Raw genomic sequence first — 18,372 nt, 5'->3', positions numbered from 1 at the left:
CCAAGAGCTTCTCGCCCCACCGTACCGCCTCGGGCATCGGCCGTGCGGGGAGCGATGACGTGTTCACTAAGGGCTGCAAACATCACAACCGCCCGTGCTGTTCCGTATCCTGCCCCGCGACGTTCGCCGTGATGTCGCCCGGCGGTGCTTCCCCGGCCTCCGTCAGCGCGACGACCAGCATCTCCAGCACCGCCGAGACGGTCTCCGCGCGGATGGCGGCGCGGTCGCCCTCCAGGTTCAGCGCGGCGGCCGACGCGCCGTGCGGCCCGGCGACGGCCACGTAGACCGTGCCGACCGGCCTGCCGTCCTGCGGATCGGGTCCCGCGACCCCCGTCGTGGCCAGGCCCCAGCGGGCGCCCAGCAGGTCCCGTACGCCCTGCGCCATCTCGCGGGCCACCACCGGGTCGACCGCGCCGCGCGCCGCCAGCAGTCCGCCGCCGACACCGAGCACGTCACGCTTGACGTCGGTCGCGTACGCCGTCACCGAGCCGAGGAAGCTGCGGGACGCTCCGGGGACCGAGGTGAGCACGGCGGCGACCAGGCCACCGGTGAGCGACTCGGCCACGGCCAGGGTCGCGCCCTGCCGCTCCAGCAGCGCGAGCGCCTCCGCCGCGACGGACGGCGGCGCGACGGCGGCCAGGCCCGCGCCGCCCTCCACGGCGTCCGCCGCGGCGGCCGTCGGGCCCGCGCCGCGCGCGCCGGCCGGGTCCGCGTCGTCCGGTGCCGTGTCCCGCTGCGCGCGACCCCCGCGTTCCTCGTTCACGACCCGTCGCCCTCTTCCTCCGCCTCCTCGGCCGCGCGGCTCGCCGCCCGACGGGCCAGACCCGCGCGGCGCAGGACGATCGCCTGCCGTACGTAGTCAAGCCCGGTCAGCACGGTGAGCGCCACCGCGGCCGCCATCAGCCAGGCGCGCAGCGAGGCCAGCGGTCCGGTGAGCACGAGGACGTACATCCCCACCGCGACGCCCTGGGTCAGGGTCTTGAGCTTGCCGCCCCGGCTGGCCGGAATCACTCCGTGGCGGATCACCCAGAAGCGCATCAGGGTGATGCCGACCTCGCGGAAGAGGATGACCGCGGTGACCGCCCAGGGCAGGTCGCCCAGCGCGGACAGGCCGATGAGCGCGGCGCCCATGATGGCCTTGTCGGCGATCGGGTCGGCGATCTTGCCGAAGTCGGTGACCAGGTCGTAGCGCCGGGCGAGTTCGCCGTCGAACAGGTCGGTGATCATCGCGACGGCGAAGGCCGCCCAGGCGAAGGAGCGCCAGGCCGGGTCGCGTCCGTCGTCGTGGACCAGCAGCAGCACGAAGCCGGGAACGAGCAGCAGCCGGACCATGGTCAGGACGTTCGCCACGTTCCACAGCCGCACCGGCCGGGGCACCCGGTCGCCCAGGTGGTCGGGGGCCGGCGCGGGGGTGGAGGCGGACGGCCGGTGGCCACCCGCCGCCGAGGCGGGGACTCCGGTCATCCGCGCACCGCCTCCGTACAGCCGCCCAGCGGTTCGGCGACGAGGTCGACGCCGTCGGTGTCCACCACCTTGGCGGCCACCACCATGCCGGGTCGCAGCCCTTCGCCCGAGGTCAGCAGGGTCTGGCCGTCGGTCTCCGGGGCCTGGTGGGCGGCCCGGCCCACGGTCTCGCCGTCCTCCCCGCCGACCGTCTCGACCAGGACGTCCACGGTCTCCCCGAGGCGTTCCTCGGCGCGCTGCGCGGTCAGCTCCTCGGCCAGCCGGGAGACCCGCGCGAGCCGGGCGGCCACCTCGTCCTCGTCCAGCTTGCCGTCGTAGCCGGCGGCCTCGGTGCCCTCCTCGTCGGAGTAGCCGAAGACGCCGATGGCGTCGAGGCGGGCGGCGCCGAGGAAGCGTTCCAGCTCGGCCACGTCGTCCTCGGTCTCGCCGGGGAAGCCGACGATGAAGTTGGACCGCACGCCCGCCTGCGGCGCCTTGCCGCGGATCGTCTCCAGCAGTTCCAGGAAGCGCTCGGTGTCGCCGAAGCGGCGCATCGCCCGCAGCAGCCCGGGCGCGGAGTGCTGGAAGGACAGGTCGAAGTAGGGGGCGACCTTCGGCGTCGAGGTCAGCACGTCGATCAGCCCGGGGCGCATCTCGGCGGGCTGGAGGTAGCTGACCCGGATGCGCTCGATGCCGTCGACCGCGGCCAGCTCCGGCAGCAGCGTCTCCAGCAGGCGGATGTCGCCCAGGTCCTTGCCGTACGAGGTGTTGTTCTCGCTGACGAGCATGACCTCGGTGACGCCCTGCTCGGCCAGCCAGCGGGTCTCGCCCAGCACGTCGGACGGCCGCCGGGAGATGAACGAGCCGCGGAACGACGGGATCGCGCAGAAGGCGCACCGCCGGTCGCAGCCGGAGGCGAGCTTCACCGAGGCGACCGGGCCGCCCCCGAGCCTGCGCCGCAGCGGGGCGCGCGGGCCCGACGCGGGCGCGACGCCCTCGGGCAGGTCGGGCACCTCCACCGGCGCCGCGGCCTCGGCCCCGGTCACGGCGGCGGCCTCGCCGTCCTGCGCGTGTCCCGGGAGCGCCACCGCGCCACCCCGGCCCTGCCGCTCCGCCGGGCTGATCGGCAGCAGCTTGCGGCGGTCGCGCGGGGTGTGGGAGGCGTGGATGCCGCCGGACAGGATGGTGCGCAGCCGGTCGGAGATGTCCGCGTAGTCGTCGAAGCCCAGCACGCCGTCCGCCTCGGGCAGCTCCTGGGCCAGTTCCTTGCCGTACCGCTCGGCCATGCAGCCGACGGCGACGACCGCCTGGGTGCGGGCCTGGCCCTTGAGGTCGTTCGCCTCCAGCAGGGCGTCGACGGAGTCCTTCTTGGCGGCGTCCACGAAGCCGCAGGTGTTGACGACGGCGACATCGGCGTCCGCGGCGTCCTCGACGAGCTGCCAGCCGTCCGCCGCCAGACGACCGGCAAGCTCCTCCGAGTCCACCTCATTGCGCGCGCAGCCGAGTGTGACCAGAGCGACGGTACGGGGTTCGGGCATGGGCTCAGCCTACTTTGTCCGCGCCCGCGCGTTTCCCGCCAGGGCCCGTCGCACCGCGCACCCCCGGCCCCCGCCCGCCTCCCCGGTCGTCAGCCCGCCTGCGGGTTGCCGGGCGTGAAGTCGGTGCGCACCAGCTGGCCGTCCGAGCCGGCCGGCCCCAGGTCCTTGCCGTTGACGAACATGTCGACCGCGCCCGCGTTGCCGATCACCAGGTAGACCCGCTTGTCGTCGGTGAACGTCTTGGACTGGCCGGAGCCGAGCATGCCCTCGAACAGCGACTTGCCGTCGTCGTTGGTGGCGGCCACCCAGCTCTTGCCCTTGTCGGCGGTGAGCTTGACGACGACCTTGTTGCCGGGCGCCGCCGCGATCGGGCTGTTGCTGGGGGCGGCGCTGGGCGCGGTGGGAGGCTTGGCGGGGTGCGAGGCCACCGGGGTCGGGGCGGTGCTCTGCGAGGCCTGGGCGCCGACCGTCTGGCCGCCTCCGCCGCGCGCGCCGTCGAACATCGTGAAGCCGACGAAGCCGACCACCACGACGATCGCCGCGATCATGGCCGCCGTCCAGTTCGGGCGGCGCGGCTCGGCGCTGATCTTCTGCTTGTCGTAGACCGGGGCGACCGGCGTCGGCGCGGGGCGTCCGCCGTGCTCGGCGTCGTACTGCTCGATCAGCGGCGCCGGGTCGAGCCCGACCGCCTTGGCCAGCGAGCGGATGTGGCCGCGGGCGTAGACGTCGCCGCCGCAGCGTGAGAAGTCGTCGCCCTCGATCGCGTGCACGATGGGTGCCCGCACCCGGGTGACCGCGCTGATCGCCTCGACGGTCAGGCCGGCGTCTAGCCTGCCCTGGGCCAGGGCACGGCCCACGGAGGGTACGGAAGGGGGTGCGTCGGGGGTCGAAGATGCGTCGGGCGGTGAGTTGCCGATGGACACGGGGACGCCTTTCAAACGTGTAGCCACCTGCTGGAAATTCAGTCTAGGGGCGGTCGGCGAAAGCGGGGCAAGCGGGCAGTGGGGGTTTGTCCGCCATCAGGGGCCGCCTCCTCGGTGCGATGTCGGGGCCGTCCGTCGCGGACCGCGCGCCACGCCGGACGACGGTCCTCCATGGGCCTTCCCCGCCCCGTCGGCGTCTATGGCTCCGTGGGGGATCCATATGCGGTTTCCCTGCCTCCATTTGACGCGCCGACACCGGGAAGGGTTGCCCCGCTCTCCGTACCCCGGTACTACGGATGAGCATCGGGCCGGACACGAACGGGCTACGGCGAGCCGCCTGGCTAGCCCTGGGCGTCCCCCCGGATGACCGCCAGCACGCCGTCCAGCTCGTCGGGCTTGACCAGGACGTCGCGGGCCTTGGACCCCTCACTCGGTCCCACGATGTCGCGTGACTCCATCAGGTCCATGAGCCTGCCCGCCTTGGCGAATCCCACCCGCAGCTTCCGCTGGAGCATCGAGGTCGAGCCGAACTGCGTGGACACCACCAGCTCCGCCGCCTGCAACAGCAGGTCGAGGTCGTCGCCGATCTCCTCGTCGATCTCCTTCTTGGGGCCGCCGCCCGCGGTCACGTCGTCCCGGTACGAGGGCGTCAGCTGCGCCTTGCAGTGGTCGACGACGGCCGCGACCTCGTCCTCGGTGACGAACGCGCCCTGGAGCCGGATCGGCTTGTTCGCGCCCATCGGCAGGAACAGCCCGTCGCCCTTGCCGATGAGCTTCTCGGCGCCGGGCTGGTCCAGGATGACCCGGCTGTCGGCGAGCGAGGAGGTGGCGAACGCCAGCCGGGACGGGACGTTGGCCTTGATCAGGCCGGTCACCACGTCGACGCTGGGCCGCTGGGTGGCGAGCACCAGGTGGATGCCGGCCGCCCGCGCGAGCTGTGTGATGCGCACGATCGCGTCCTCGACGTCGCGCGGCGCGACCATCATCAGGTCGGCCAGCTCGTCCACGATCACCAGCAGGTACGGGTACGGGGCCAGTTCGCGTTCGCTGCCCGCGGGCGGCTTGGCCTTGCCCGAGCGCACCGCCGCGTTGAAGTCGTCGATGTGCCGGTAGCCGTAGGCGGCCAGGTCGTCGTAGCGCAGGTCCATCTCGCGCACGACCCACTGCAGCGCCTCGGCGGCCTTCTTGGGGTTGGTGATGATCGGGGTGATCAGGTGCGGGATGCCCTCGTACGCGGTCAGTTCGACGCGCTTGGGGTCGACCAGCACCATGCGCACCTCGTCCGGCGTGGCCCGCGCCATGATCGAGGTGATCAGGCAGTTGATGCAGGACGACTTGCCGGAGCCGGTGGCGCCGGCGACGAGCACGTGCGGCATCTTGGCGAGGTTGGCCATCACGTAGCCGCCCTCGACGTCCTTGCCGAGGCCGACCGTCATCGGGTGGTCCTCGCCCGCCGCGTCGGCCGAGCGCAGCACGTCTCCGAGCTTGACCATCTCCCGGTCGGAGTTGGGGATCTCGATGCCCACGGCCGACTTGCCCGGGATCGGGCTTATGATCCGCACGTCCGGACTGGCGACGGAGTACGCGATGTTCTTGGCCAGCGCGGTGATCCGCTCGACCTTGACCGCGGGGCCCAGCTCCACCTCGTAGCGGGTGACGGTCGGGCCCCGGCTGAAACCGGTGACCGAGGCGTCCACCTTGAACTCGGTGAAGACGTTGCTGAGCGCCGCGACCACGGCGTCGTTGGCGGCGCTGCGGGTACGTCCCGGGCCGCCGCGCTCCAGCAGGTCGAGCGAGGGCAGCGCGTAGGTGATGTCGCCGGACAGCTGGAGTTGTTCGGCGCGCGGCGGCAGCGCGTCGGCCGGGGGCGGCGACGGCTGCTTGGTCAGGTCGGGCACGGTGCCGGGGCGCCCGTCGGTGGCGCCCGGGCGCTCGTCGCGGGCCGCGGGCACCGCACCCGAGGCGTCGAGGGCACCCTCGGCCTCGCCGGTGGCGGCGGAGGCGGCCTCCTTGGTCCTGATGCGACTGGTGAGGTCCGCCACGACCGGCGAGGGGTGGACGCCGTGCAGCACCGCGCCGTCCAGTGCTGCGGCCGCCGCCGCGGCCACGTCGACCGCGTCCGGGTCACGCTTGGTGAAGTCCGGTACGGCCGGCCCGCCGGTCGCGGCGTCGGGGTCCTGCCCCTTGCGGCCCTTGCGGCGCTTGCCGAGTTCGGCGACCTCTATGGCCTCGGGGTCGTCGGACGGGGGCGCGGTGCGGCGGCCCCTGCGGGCGGAGGCGGCGCGGGGCGCCACCGGCGCGTCCGCGTCCTGCTCCGCCTCGGCCCCCTCGTCGCCGTACGGCACCGGCCCCCCGGCGCCCGCGGTCTCCTCGGCGAGCGGCGGCTCGTACAGCCCCAGGCGGGTGCCGGCCTCGCGGAGCCTGCGCGGGATGGCGTTGACCGGCGTGGCGGTGACCACCAGCAGCCCGAAGACGGCGACCAGCAACAGCAGCGGCACCGCCAGCGCCGAACCCACGGTGAACAGCAGGGGTTTGGAGGCGGCCCAGCCGATCAGCCCGCCCGCCGCGCGCATCGCCTCCTCGCCCTGGCCCCGGCCGGGCGCGCCGCAACCGATGTGGACCAGCCCGAGGACGCCGACGAGCAGCGCGGAAAGGCCGATGACGACGCGTCCGTTGGCCTCCGGCTGCTCCGGGTGCCGCATCAGCCGGATCGCCACGACGACCAGCAGTATCGGCACCAGCAGGTCGAGGCGGCCGAAGGCGCCGGTCACGATCATCTGGACGAGGTCGCCGACCGGGCCGCTCAGGTTGGACCACGTGCCGGCGGCGGTGACCAGTGCCAGGCCGAGCAGCAGCAGGGCGAGGCCGTCCTTGCGGTGCGCCGGGTCCAGGCCGCGGGCACCGCGCCCGACGCCGCGGAAGACCGCGCCGACGCTGTGCGCGAAGCCCAGCCAGACGGCACGGATCAGGCGGTAGACGCCGTTGGTCGGACTCGGGGCGGGCCTGGGCGCCGCCTTGGGGGCCGCCTTCTTCGCGGGCGCCCTCCGCGCGGCGGGCGCCGCCTTCTTGGCCGGGCGTGCGGATGCCTTCTTCGCGGTGCCGCTGGTGCGCCCGGCGCGCTTCGCTGGCGCCGCAGCGCTGCTTGAGCCCTTGCCGGACGTACGTGAAGCCATGGTGCCGAGGTTACCGCCGCTTGCCGGGGAGGCCTACGAGGCGCACCCTTCGCCCGTTCGTGTCGCCGTACAGGCGTGTCGAGATGACACGCCGTCAAGCGTGTGTGGGGAACGAGTACCCCACCCGTACGGAGTACGGGCCCGCCGACCGGGCGCCCGCCGACGCGCCCGAAGACACCTCGTCAGCGCACGACGCCTGCGCGAGACAAGCCGACTTCCTACGGGAAGCCGCCCGCGCACGGGAAGCCGCCGGGGGCCTCAGCCCTGCGGCGGCACCGTCGGGCCGCTTCCGCCACCGTCCGTGCCCGGCTCCAGCGCGTCCAGCGCCCGCCGCAGCCCGGTCAGCTTGCGCTCCAGGTGCGCCGCGGTCGCCACCGCCGCCGCGTCGGCGGAGTCGTCGAGCTGCTTGGTGAGCGCCTCCGCCTGCTCCTCGACCGCCGCCAGGCGCGCGGACAGCTCGGCGATCAGCCCGGCCGGTTCCTTGCCGCCCGCCGCGCCGGACTGGCCGCCCTGCTCCAGCTGGAGCCGCAGCAGCGCAGCCTGCTCACGCAGCTGGCAGTTCTTCATGTACAGCTCGACGAAGACCGAGACCTTCGCGCGCAGGACCCACGGGTCGAACGGCTTGGAGATGTAGTCCACCGCGCCCGCCGCGTAGCCGCGGAAGGTGTGGTGGGGACCGTGGTTGATGGCGGTCAGGAAGATGATCGGGATGTCGCGGGTGCGTTCGCGGCGCTTGATGTGCGCGGCGGTCTCGAACCCGTCCATGCCGGGCATCTGCACGTCCAGAAGGATCACCGCGAAGTCGTCGGTGAGCAGCGCCTTGAGCGCCTCCTCCCCGGACGATGCCCGCACCAGCGTCTGATCGAGCGCGGAGAGGATGGCCTCCAACGCCAGCAGATTCTCCGGCCGGTCATCGACCAGGAGGATCTTGGCCTTCTGCACCATGGCCCGCCCTCCTCGACCCGGTATCACGCCGGGCGCCGCCCCCAGGGACGACTCCTGAACGCCGCCCGTCCTTGTGCCGGTCATGGTAGCCGCACCCTGTCGTTCGCCACACCCTGTCACCGCCATGTCACTGTGCACGTAGCAAAAACGTAGCGGGAGACCAGAAGGTTCCCCGCATCACGCACTCTCACACCCTCGCGGGCACGCCGAGTGACGCGGCGGCGCAATCTCACCGCGCTCTCATGCACTCGTCACCGGACCGTCATAGGCTCCACGGTCCGTGCCCGGCGCGTCACCGCGCCGCCATCCACTGCCGCATCACCGACAGCAGGTGGTCGGTGTCGACCGGCTTGGTCACGTAGTCGGACGCGCCCGCCTCGATGCTCTTCTCGCGGTCGCCCTTCATCGCCTTCGCGGTGAGCGCGATGATCGGCAGCCCGGCGAACTGCGGCATGCGGCGGATCGCGGTGGTGGTCGCGTAACCGTCCATCTCCGGCATCATGATGTCCATCAGCACGACCGCCACGTCGTCGTGCTGCTCCAGCACCTCGATGCCCTCGCGGCCGTTCTCCGCGTACAGCACGGTCAGGCCGTGCTGCTCCAGGACGCTGGTGAGCGCGAAGACGTTGCGGATGTCGTCGTCGACGATGAGCACCTTCTCGCCGTTGAAGCCGCCCTGGCCGCCGCCGGCCGCCGCCGGGCCGCCGGACTCCTCCTCGGCCGCCGCGCCGACCCAGGACTCCTCCACCGCCTGCCGCTCGACCTGTTCGGCCGGGGGCAGCGCCGCACGCCGCCGCAGCCGCGAGAGGCTGCCGCGCGCACGGCCCGCGCCCGACGAGCCGTCCCGGGCCGCGAGTTCCTCGCCCTCGGCTCCTTCGGTGCCCTCCGCGTACGGGTCCTTGGGCGCCGACCCGCCGGTGTTGAGCGGCAGGTAGAGCGTGAAGGTGGAGCCGCGGCCCGGCTCGCTGTCGGCGTGGATCTCGCCGCCCAGCAGCCGGGCGATCTCCCGGCTGATGGACAGGCCCAGGCCCGTGCCGCCGTACTTGCGGCTCGTGGTGCCGTCCGCCTGCTTGAACGCCTCGAAGATCACCCGCATCTTGCTCGCCGCGATCCCGATGCCGGTGTCGGTGACCGAGAAGGCGATCATCTCCTGGTCGGGATCGCGCAACGAGCCGCTCTCCAGCATCTGTTCGCGGATCGCCACCGGGATGTCGGAGCCGGCCGGGCGGATGACGAGTTCGACGGCGCCGCTGTCGGTGAACTTCACCGCGTTCGACAGCAGGTTGCGCAGCACCTGCAACAGCCGCTGCTCGTCGGTGTGCAGGGTGACCGGCAGCTCCGGGGAGACGCGGACCGAGAAGTCCAGGCCCTTCTCCGCCGTCAGCGGCCGGAAGGTGGCCTCCACGTAGTCGACCAGCTGCACCAGCGCGATCCGGGTCGGGCTGACGTCCATCTTGCCCGCCTCGACCTTCGACAGGTCCAGGATGTCGTTGATCAGCTGGAGCAGGTCGGAACCGGCGCCGTGGATGGTCTCGGCGAACTCCACCTGCTTCGGCGAGAGGTTGCCGTCGGCGTTGTCGGCGAGCAACTTGGCCAGGATCAGCAGCGAGTTGAGCGGCGTGCGCAGCTCGTGCGACATGTTGGCGAGGAACTCCGACTTGTAGCGCATCGAGACCGCGAGCTGCTCGGCGCGCTCCTCCAGGACCTGCCGGGCCTCCTCGATCTCGGTGTTCTTCACCTCGATGTCGCGGTTCTGCCGGGCCAGCAGCTCGGCCTTGTCCTCCAGTTCGGCGTTGGACGCCTGCAGCGCCTTCTGCCGGTTCTCCAACTCCGCGCTGCGCTCGCGCAGTTGGGCGGTCAGCTCCTGGGACTGCTTGAGCAGCCCCTCGGTCTTGGTGTTGACCGAGATGGTGTTGACGCTGGTGGCGATCATCTCGGCGATCTGGCTGAGGAAGTCCTTCTGGATCTGGGTGAGCGGCTGGAAGGAGGCCAGCTCGATCACGCCGAGGATGCGGTCCTCGAAGAGCACCGGCAGCACGATCACGTGCGCGGGCGGCGCCTCGCCCAGCCCGGAGGCGATCTTCAGGTAGCCGGGCGGCACGTTCTCCACCAGGATCGTGCGCTTCTCCACCGCCGCCTGCCCGATCAGCGACTCGCCGGGCAGGAACGAGGTCGGCATCGTGCGCCGCGAGTAGCCGTAGGAGCCGATCAGCCGCAGCTCGTACGACTCCCCGTCCGCGCCGCCGATCTCCCCGCGCTCGCCGCCCTCGCCGACCTCCTGGGCGAGGAAGAACGCGCCGTGCTGCGCGGAGACCACCGGGGTCAGCTCGCTCATGATCAGCGCCGCGACGTCCACCAGGTCCCGGCGGCCCTGCATCAGGCCGGAGATGCGCGCCAGGTTGCCCTTGAGCCAGTCCTGCTCCTTGTTGGCGAGGGTGGTCTCGCGCAACTTGACGATCATCGTGTTGATGTGGTCCTGGAGTTCCAGGATCTCGCCGGCCGCGTCCACGTCGATGCGCAGGTTGAGGTCGCCGCGGGTCACCGCGGTGGCGACCTGCGCGATCTGCCGCACCTGACTGGTGAGGTTGTTGGCCATCAGGTTCACCGAGTCCGTCAGGTCCCGCCAGATGCCGGAGACCCCCGGCACCCGGGCCTGACCGCCGAGGCGGCCCTCGGTGCCCACCTCGCGCGCCACCCGCGTGACCTCGTCACCGAACGCGGACAGCTGGCCGACCATCGTGTTGATGGTCGTCTTCAGCTCCAGGATCTCGCCGCGCGCGTCCACGTCGATCTTCTTCGACATGTCGCCGCGCGCCACCGCCGTCGTCACCTGGGCGATGCTGCGGACCTGGTTGGTCAGGTTGGACGCCATCGAGTTCACCGACTCGGTGAGGTCCTTCCAGGTGCCGGAGACGCCCGGCACCCTCGCCTGGCCGCCCAGCTCGCCCTCGGTGCCCACCTCGCGGGCCACCCGGGTCACCTCGTCACCGAACGCGGAGAGCGTGTCGACCATGGTGTTGATGGTGTCCGCGAGCTGCGCGACCTCGCCGCGCGCCTCGACGGTGATCTTCTTGGTCAGGTCGCCGTTGGCCACCGCCGTGGCGACGTCCGCGATGCCGCGCACCTGGGACGTCAGGTTGTTGGCCATGATGTTGACGTTGTCGGTGAGGTCCTTCCAGATGCCGGAGACGTCGCGCACCCTCGCCTGGCCGCCGAGCCGGCCCTCGGTGCCCACCTCACGGGCGACCCTCGTCACCTCGTCACCGAAGGCCGACAGCTGGTCGACCATCGTGTTGACCGTCGTCACCAGGGCCAGGATCTCGCCCTTGGCGTCCACCGTGATCTTCTTCGACAGGTCGCCGTTGGCCACCGCCGTCGTCACCTCGGCGATGTTGCGGACCTGGCCGGTGAGGTTGGCCGCCATGCCGTTGACGGACTGCGTGAGGTCCTTCCACGTGCCGGAGACGCCCTTGACGTCCGCCTGGCCGCCGAGGATGCCCTCGGTGCCGACCTCGCGCGCCACCCGGGTCACCTGCTCGGCGAACGCGGACAGCTGGTCGACCATCGTGTTCAGGGTGTTCTTCAGCTCCAGGATCTCGCCCCGGGCGTCCACGTCGATCTTCTGCGACAGGTCGCCGCGCGCGACCGCCGTGGCGACCTGCGCGATGTTGCGCACCTGCGCGGTCAGGTTCCCCGCCATGCCGTTGACGGAGTCCGTCAGGTCGCGCCACACGCCCGCCACGCCCGGCACCTGCGCCTGACCGCCGAGCCGGCCCTCGGTGCCCACGTCGCGGGCGACCCGGGTGACCTGGTCGGCGAAGGCGGACAGCTGGTCGACCATCGTGTTGATGGTGTTCTTCAGCTCCAGGATCTCGCCGCGCGCGTCGACCTCGATCTTCTGCGACAGGTCACCGCGCGCCACCGCCGTGGTCACCTGCGCGATCTGCCGCACCTGCGAAGTGAGGTTGCCCGCCATGAAGTTGACGGAGTCCGTGAGGTCCTTCCAGGTACCGGAGACGCCCTCGACTCGGGCCTGACCGCCGAGGCGGCCCTCGGTGCCCACGTCCCGCGCCATCCGCGTCACCTGCGCGGCGAACGACGAGAGCTGGTCGACCATGCGGTTGACCGTCTCCTTCAGCTGGAGCATCTCGCCGGAGACGTCCACCGTGACCTTCTGCGTCAGGTCGCCGTTGGCCACGGCCGTGGTGACCTGCGCGATGTTGCGCACCTGCGCGGTCAGGTTGCGGAACGCGGTGTTGACCGAGTCCGTCAGGTCCTTCCACGTCCCCGCCGCGCCCGGCACCTGCGCCTGACCGCCGAGTTCGCCTTCGAGGCCGATCTCCCGCGCCACGCGGGTGACTTCGGAGCCGAACGCGGACAGCTGGTCGACCATCGTGTTGACGGTGTTCTTCAACTCCAGCATCTCGCCGGAGACTTCGACCGTCACCTTCTGCGACAGGTCGCCGTTGGCCACCGCCGTCGTCACCTGCGCGATGTCGCGCACCTGTCCGGTCAGGTTCCGGAACGCGGTGTTGACCGAGTCCGTCAGATCCTTCCACGTACCCGCCGCGCCCGGCACCTGCGCCTGACCGCCCAGCTGGCCCTTGGCGCCGACCTCCCCGGCGACCCGGGTCACCTCGCCCGCGAAGGTGCGCAGCGTCTCCGTCATCCCGTTGATGGTCTCGGCGAGCTGGGCCACCTCGCCGCGCGCCGCGATCGTGATCTTCTGCGACAGGTCGCCGTTGGCCACCGCCGTCGTCACCTGCGCGATGTCGCGCACCTGCGCCGTCAGGTTCCCGGCCATCAGGTTGACCGAGTCGGTGAGGTCCTTCCACACCCCGGCCACACCCGGCACCTTCGCCTGGCCGCCCAGCTCGCCCTCGGTACCGACCTCCCGGGCCACCCGGGTCACCTCGGAGGCGAACGAGGACAGCTGGTCGACCATCGTGTTGACGGTGTTCTTCAACTCCAGCATCTCGCCGTCCACGTGGACGGTGACCTTCCGAGACAGGTCCCCCTTGGCGACCGCCGTGGTCACCAGCGCGATGTCGCGCACCTGCGCGGTGAGCCGGGAGGCCATCATGTTGACGGACTCCGTCAGCTCCTTCCACGACCCGGACATCCCGCGCACCCGGGCTTCCCCGCCGAGCTTGCCCTCGGTGCCGACCTCGACGGCGACCCGGCTCACCTCGTCGGTGAACGCCGACAACTGGTCGACCAGCCCGTTGACGGTGCGGCCGACCTTCAGGAACTCACCGCGCAGCGGGTGCGCCGTGCCGTCCGGCCCCTGCGAACGCAGGTCCATGCGCTGCTCCAGGTCGCCCTCGGAGACCGCGGACAGGACCCGGCCGACCTCGGAGACCGGGCGCACCAGGTCGTCGACGAGGGCGTTGGAGGCGTCGATGGCCGCCGCCCACGAGCCCTCGCACGGCCCGACCTCCAGGCGCTCGGTCAGCTTGCCCTCCCGGCCGACCACCCGGCGCACCCGCGCCAGCTCACCCGTGAGGTGCTGGTTACGGTCGGCGACCTCGTTGAAGACGGCGGCGATCTCCGCCATCACCCCGTCGCCGGAGACGGTCAGGCGCTTGCGGAAGTTGCCGTCCCGCATGGAGACCAGCGCGCCCAGCATCCTGTGCAGAGCGGCAGCGTCGACCTCCACGGTCCCGCTCGCACGGGACCGCGCGCCCTTCGTACGCGCGGCCGTACCGCGCGACGATGCACCAGACTCCACCGTGTCCCTCCCGGAGGGTCGTACTCGTCGTGCCCTGGCTCTTGCCCCTGCCCAAGGCGTTCCCAGTGTTTCACCATGCACCTGTCCGGCCATAACGGTTCGAGCGCATCGGCCACGGAATCGCGTACGAGCGACCACAACGATCCGACGGAAAACACCCGCAACCGGCGCACACGGCGCCTGGGTGGGTAAGTAACCTGGCATCCGGTTGCCCGCCGACGGCCGGGCGTACACCTGGGCAGCGGAGGGGTGCCGCGAGATGCGCGAGCAGAGCGCCGGACGGGAACGTCTCCCGGCACCGGCCGGGACCGCCGACGGCGGTCCCGAGGCGTCGCGGGCGCACGTCCGCCCATCGCGCGCACCGGCGCCCGGCGAGAGCGCGCCGACCGTCCCTGCGCCCCCCGCGGCGGCCGACCCGCCCCCACCGTCGCCCCGGCGCGACGGCGACGCGCACGGCGACGAGGGGACCGCGCACAGCGACGACGCCGAGGACGCAGCCGCGGGCAACCGGCCGACGAGTGACCAGCGACACAAGAGGAGCCAAGTGATCACCGCGCGGGCAGCCGCCACCTTCGAGCCCATCGGACGCTCGGTCGCCGCCGCTCGCGCCTTCGTCCGCGACACCCTCCAGGGCTGGGGCTTCGGCGACATCGTCGACGACGCGGTCGTCCTGACCAGCGAACTCGTCACCAACGCCGTCGTGCACGCCGGCACCGCCGCCGACGTGCTGTGCCTGCGCCTGCCGACGGCCGTGCGCATCGAGGTCGCCGACCGCTACCCCGAGCGCGAGGTGCCGCTGCACGAGCCCCCCGAAGCCGCCGCCTCCCCCGACCGCGAGGGCGGCCGCGGCCTGATCCTGTGCTCGGCGCTCGCCGCCCGCTGGGGCGTGGAGTACGCGGCCACCCACAAGCAGGTGTGGTTCCAGCTCGACCTGCCGCAGCGCCCGGCGGGCACCCGCGCCGCGGGCCCGGCGCTGCCCGCCGCCGCCCTGCCGCTCGCCGACAGCCAGGTCCGCGTCGCCGTCGTCCAGGTCGCCCACGACGCCACCGTCACCAGCTGGAACGACGACGCCGCGGCGCTGTTCGGGCACACCGCGGGCACGGTGGTCGGCGAGCCGTTCGGCGACCTGACCGCCTGGCCGCAGACCCCCGGCACCGGCTTCGGCCTCGCCGAGGCGCTGCGCCTGTCGCGCTGGGAGGGTTCGTACGGCGTCCGCGACGCCGACGGCAAGGTCCAGCCGGTCTACGGCTCCCACCTGCGGGTCCGCGACACCTACGGCGAGCCGTCCACCGTCTGCCTGCTGGTGCGCGACCACGAGCGCGCGGTGCTGGCCAGCCCGGTAAGGGTGCCCGCGCAGGACTCGGTGCCCACCGACCGCGGCAAGGCCGCCGACCCCTTCGAGGTCTTCATCGGCTCACCCGCCCCCGACGACCTCGACGGGCTGCTCCAGCGCACCGTCGAGCGGGCCCGCGACATGCTCGACGGCGACTCCGCCTACCTGCTGCTCGCCACCGACGACGAGACGGAACTGGAGGTCCGCGCCTCCACCGGCCTGCCCTCCTCCCGGCAGCGCTTCGCGCGCGTCCCCGTCGAGGCCGGCACCGGCCGGTACGGCAGCGCCCGGATGCCCGCCGTCCACGAGGACCTCAGCGCCGCCCCCGGCGCCGTGCCGCTGCTGGCCGGCACCGGGATGCGCTCGGTCGTCACCGTTCCGCTGAAGGTCGAGGGGCGCCTCACCGGCTCCCTGGGCGTGGCCGCCGAGACACCTGGACGCTACGGCAACGAGGAGGCGCTGCGGCTGCAGTTCGCCGCCGACCGGATCGCGCTCGCCGTCGAGAGCGCCCGGCTGACCGAGCTGGAGCGGCTGCGGCGCGGCTCGCTGTCGTTCCTCGTCGAGGCCTCCGACCTGCTGGCCGGAACGCTGGAGCGGGACCAGACGCTGGCGCTGATGGCCCAGATGACGGTGCCGACGCTGGCCAGCTGGTGCGCCGTCTACACCATCGCCGAGCAGTCGGAGCCCGAACTCGCCTTCGTCCTGCACGAGGACGAGGACCGCATCGACGGCCTCAAGGCCCTGCTCTCCCGCATCGACCCGCCCTCCCCCGACCCGACCCCGGGCGCCCGCACCTGGACCGCGCCCTCCCGGGCCGCCAACTCAACGGCCCTGCGCGCCTCCCTGCGCAGCCTGGGCCTGGCCGAGGCGGGCCGCCCGGCCACCGGCACCGGCGCGCACGCCACGGCGTCAGCCGTCGGAGGAGAAACGGTCGTCCTTCCGCTGGTCGCCCGCAACCGCGTCATCGGCATGCTCACCCTCGGCAAGCCCTCCGACGAACGCTTCCGCCAGGAGATCCTGGAACTCGCCGAGGACCTCTCCCGCCGCGCCGCGCTCGCCCTGGACAACGCGCGCCTGTACTCCGAGCGCACCGCGATCAGCCAGTCGCTCCAACGCAGCCTGCTGCCCCCGGAGTTGCCGCAGATCCCCGGTGTCGAGGTCGAGGTCATCTACCAGGCGCAGGGCGAGGGCAACGAGGTCGGCGGCGACTTCTACGACCTCTTCCCGATCCGCGAGGGCTGCTGGGGCTTCGCCATCGGCGACGTGTGCGGCACCGGCCCGGAGGCCGCCGCCGTCACCGGCCTCGCCCGCCACGCGCTGCGCCTGCTCGCCCGCGAGGGCTTCAGCGGCCCCGCCGTCCTGGAGCGGCTCAACGCGGCCATCCTCGACGAGGGCGCCCGCAGCCGCTTCCTGACCCTGCTCTACGGCGAGCTGTGGCCGCAGCCGGACGGCAGCGCTGAACTCAAGGTGGTCTGCGCGGGCCACCCGCTGCCGCTGCGCCTGCGCCAGGACGGCACGGTGGACCCGGCCGCGGAACCGCAGCCGCTGCTGGGCGTACTGGAGGACCTGGAGCTGTACGAGCAGACGGTACGGCTGGAGACCGGCGACGTGCTGCTGTGCGTCACTGACGGCGTGACCGAGCGCCGCGAGGGTTCCCGCATGCTCGGCGACGACGGTCTCGCGGACGTCCTGGCCCAGTGCACCGGCCTGACGGCGGGCGCCGTCGCGGCCCGCGTGCAGCGTGCCGTCGAGCGCTTCGCGGCGGACGCGCCCTCGGACGACATGGCCATCCTGACGCTGCGCGTCTCGGGCCACAAGGCCGACTGACGAAGGGGGGAGGGCTTCAGCTTCCCCCCTTCTCTGAAACTTCCGAACATGCCGAAGGCCCCCACCAGTTGAACCGGTGAGGGCCTTCGTTCGCTGGAGCCCCAATACGGAATCGAACCGTAGACCTTCTCCTTACCATGGAGACGCTCTGCCGACTGAGCTATTGGGGCGCGCCGACGAAGAGGATCGTAGCCCATTCCCCGGCCAAGTCGGAAATCCGTCCAACGGGCTGGTGTACGAGCCCGTTGGAAGCGCTCGGGGAGCGCTTCGGGACCGCATCCGCCCAGCTCACCCCAGCAGTCCGCCGAGCGCGTTGCAGGCCTGGACGACGCGCTCCACCTCGCGTTCGGTCAGCATCGGGTGCACCGGCAGCGAGAGGGTCTCGGCGGCGGCGCGCTCGGTGTGCGGCAGGTGCGCGCCGCTGCGGTACGCGGGCAACCGGTGCACAGGGGTGGTCACCGGGACCGCCGCGTCCACCCCGCGGGCGGCCAGCGCCTTGGCGAACGCGTCCCGGTCGGGCCGGCCGTTGCCCGGAACCCGGACCACGTAGCGCTGGTAGACGTGCCGCGTGCCCTCGGCGGCGTGCGGGGGCAGGACGCCGGTCAGCGCGGAGTCGAAGACCCTGGCGTTGGCCCGGCGTCGGGCGGTAAATCCGGCGACGCGTTCGAGCTCGCCGCGCGCCACGGCCGCCGATTCCTCCGCCGGCACCGCGTCTCCGGTGCGCAGGCCGCGCAGCCTGCGGGCCAATTCCGCGTCCTGCGTGGCGACCCCGAAGCCGAAGACCGCCATCAGGCCGAAGGTGCCGACGAGTTGACCGTCCAGCGCGGCTCCGTAGGCCCTGGAGGCGTACTCCAACAGCGCCACCCCGTGCCGCTCGGCCAGCTCCCCCAGCTCCCGCATCGCGGCAGGATGCCCGAACTGATGGGCCGCCACTACGGCGACGGTACGCGGAGACAGCACGGCGGCCACGGCTTCCGGGTCCAGGCAGTACGTCACGGGGTCGATGTCCGCGAAGACGGGGACGGCGCCGACCAGGCGTATCGCGTCCGCGGCGCCCACGGGGGCGTAGGAGGGGACGACCACCTCGTCACCGCGGGCCACGCCGAGAGCGGAGAGCGCGAGCGCCAGGGCGGACCGCCCCTCGTCCACCGCCACGCAGATCCTGCCTCCCACCAGCTCCGCGACCTCGCGCTCGAACGCGGCCACCAACGATCCCTCGATCACGCTGCCGCTCGGCTTCACGCCCGCACCTCCAGTCGAGTTGGGACCGCCAGGTTGGCGGCACATGACGATCTGGGGAGAAGCAGCGGATGAACGAGGGATGATGAAAACGCGAAAAAGCCGCTGGCCTGTGACGGAATACCATCACAGGCCAGCGGCTGAAGAATTGTTCGGCGGCGTCCTACTCTCCCACAGGGTCCCCCCTGCAGTACCATCGGCGCTGAAAGGCTTAGCTTCC

At 72.3% G+C, this 18,372-nt stretch carries 9 protein-coding genes and 1 tRNA gene; 1 reads left to right on the top strand and 9 read right to left on the bottom strand.

Annotated features, from left to right (window positions below; genetic code table 11):
• Positions 1-82 precede the first annotated feature (82 nt).
• The 7 genes from CK485_RS03095 to CK485_RS03065 form a co-directional block, all read right to left on the bottom strand.
• Entirely contained in the window at positions 83-640 is a 558-nt protein-coding gene (locus CK485_RS03095; protein ID WP_109447520.1) for a CinA family protein, read from the bottom strand.
• 119 nt (positions 641-759) lie between these two features.
• Positions 760-1,464, bottom strand: a complete 705-nt coding sequence (pgsA, locus tag CK485_RS03090) for a CDP-diacylglycerol--glycerol-3-phosphate 3-phosphatidyltransferase (RefSeq protein ID WP_109446657.1) — start codon at positions 1,462-1,464, stop codon at positions 760-762.
• Positions 1,461-2,981, bottom strand: a complete 1,521-nt coding sequence (gene rimO, locus CK485_RS03085; protein ID WP_109446655.1) for a 30S ribosomal protein S12 methylthiotransferase RimO — start codon at positions 2,979-2,981, stop codon at positions 1,461-1,463. Before rimO ends, pgsA begins: the two co-directional genes overlap by 4 nt.
• A gap of 89 nt (positions 2,982-3,070) precedes the next feature.
• On the bottom strand, positions 3,071-3,904 hold the full coding sequence (locus tag CK485_RS03080) for a RodZ domain-containing protein (RefSeq protein ID WP_109446653.1): 834 nt from the start codon (positions 3,902-3,904) through the stop codon (positions 3,071-3,073).
• Between the two features lie 341 nt (positions 3,905-4,245).
• Entirely contained in the window at positions 4,246-7,077 is a 2,832-nt protein-coding gene (locus tag CK485_RS03075) for a DNA translocase FtsK (RefSeq protein WP_109446651.1), read from the bottom strand.
• 258 nt (positions 7,078-7,335) lie between these two features.
• On the bottom strand, positions 7,336-8,022 hold the full coding sequence (locus CK485_RS03070; protein ID WP_109446649.1) for a response regulator: 687 nt from the start codon (positions 8,020-8,022) through the stop codon (positions 7,336-7,338).
• A 292-nt stretch (positions 8,023-8,314) separates the two neighbouring features.
• Positions 8,315-13,753 (bottom strand): HAMP domain-containing protein, encoded by a 5,439-nt coding sequence (locus tag CK485_RS03065; protein ID WP_109446647.1) that lies wholly within the window; start codon positions 13,751-13,753, stop codon positions 8,315-8,317.
• Between the two features lie 544 nt (positions 13,754-14,297).
• Between CK485_RS03065 and CK485_RS03060 the strand changes: the two genes are divergently transcribed.
• Positions 14,298-16,913, top strand: coding sequence for a SpoIIE family protein phosphatase (locus CK485_RS03060; RefSeq protein ID WP_109447518.1), 2,616 nt, complete (start codon positions 14,298-14,300; stop codon positions 16,911-16,913).
• Between the two features lie 94 nt (positions 16,914-17,007).
• Here CK485_RS03060 and CK485_RS03055 read toward each other — a convergent pair.
• Positions 17,008-17,083: transfer RNA gene (locus CK485_RS03055), tRNA-Thr, on the bottom strand.
• Positions 17,084-17,201: 118 nt separating this feature from the next.
• Entirely contained in the window at positions 17,202-18,155 is a 954-nt protein-coding gene (locus CK485_RS03050; protein ID WP_109446645.1) for a DegT/DnrJ/EryC1/StrS family aminotransferase, read from the bottom strand.
• Positions 18,156-18,372: the final 217 nt, after the last annotated feature.

The sequence above is a fragment of the Streptomyces sp. ICBB 8177 genome (assembly GCF_003144095.1).
In the GTDB taxonomy this organism is placed as follows: Bacteria; Actinomycetota; Actinomycetes; order Streptomycetales; family Streptomycetaceae; genus Streptantibioticus_D.
The sequence above is the reverse complement of the archived record's forward strand: the minus strand, read 5'-3'. Positions and strand labels throughout refer to the sequence as shown.

What these genes read in the sequence shown, in the direction of transcription:
- pgsA (WP_109446657.1), bottom strand. Translation starts at nt 1,464, where the DNA reads ATGACCGGAGTCCCCGCCTCGGCGGCGGGTGGCCACCGGCCGTCCGCC.
- rimO (WP_109446655.1), bottom strand. Translation starts at nt 2,981, where the DNA reads ATGCCCGAACCCCGTACCGTCGCTCTGGTCACACTCGGCTGCGCGCGC.
- CK485_RS03075 (WP_109446651.1), bottom strand. Translation starts at nt 7,077, where the DNA reads ATGGCTTCACGTACGTCCGGCAAGGGCTCAAGCAGCGCTGCGGCGCCA.
- CK485_RS03070 (WP_109446649.1), bottom strand. Translation starts at nt 8,022, where the DNA reads ATGGTGCAGAAGGCCAAGATCCTCCTGGTCGATGACCGGCCGGAGAAT.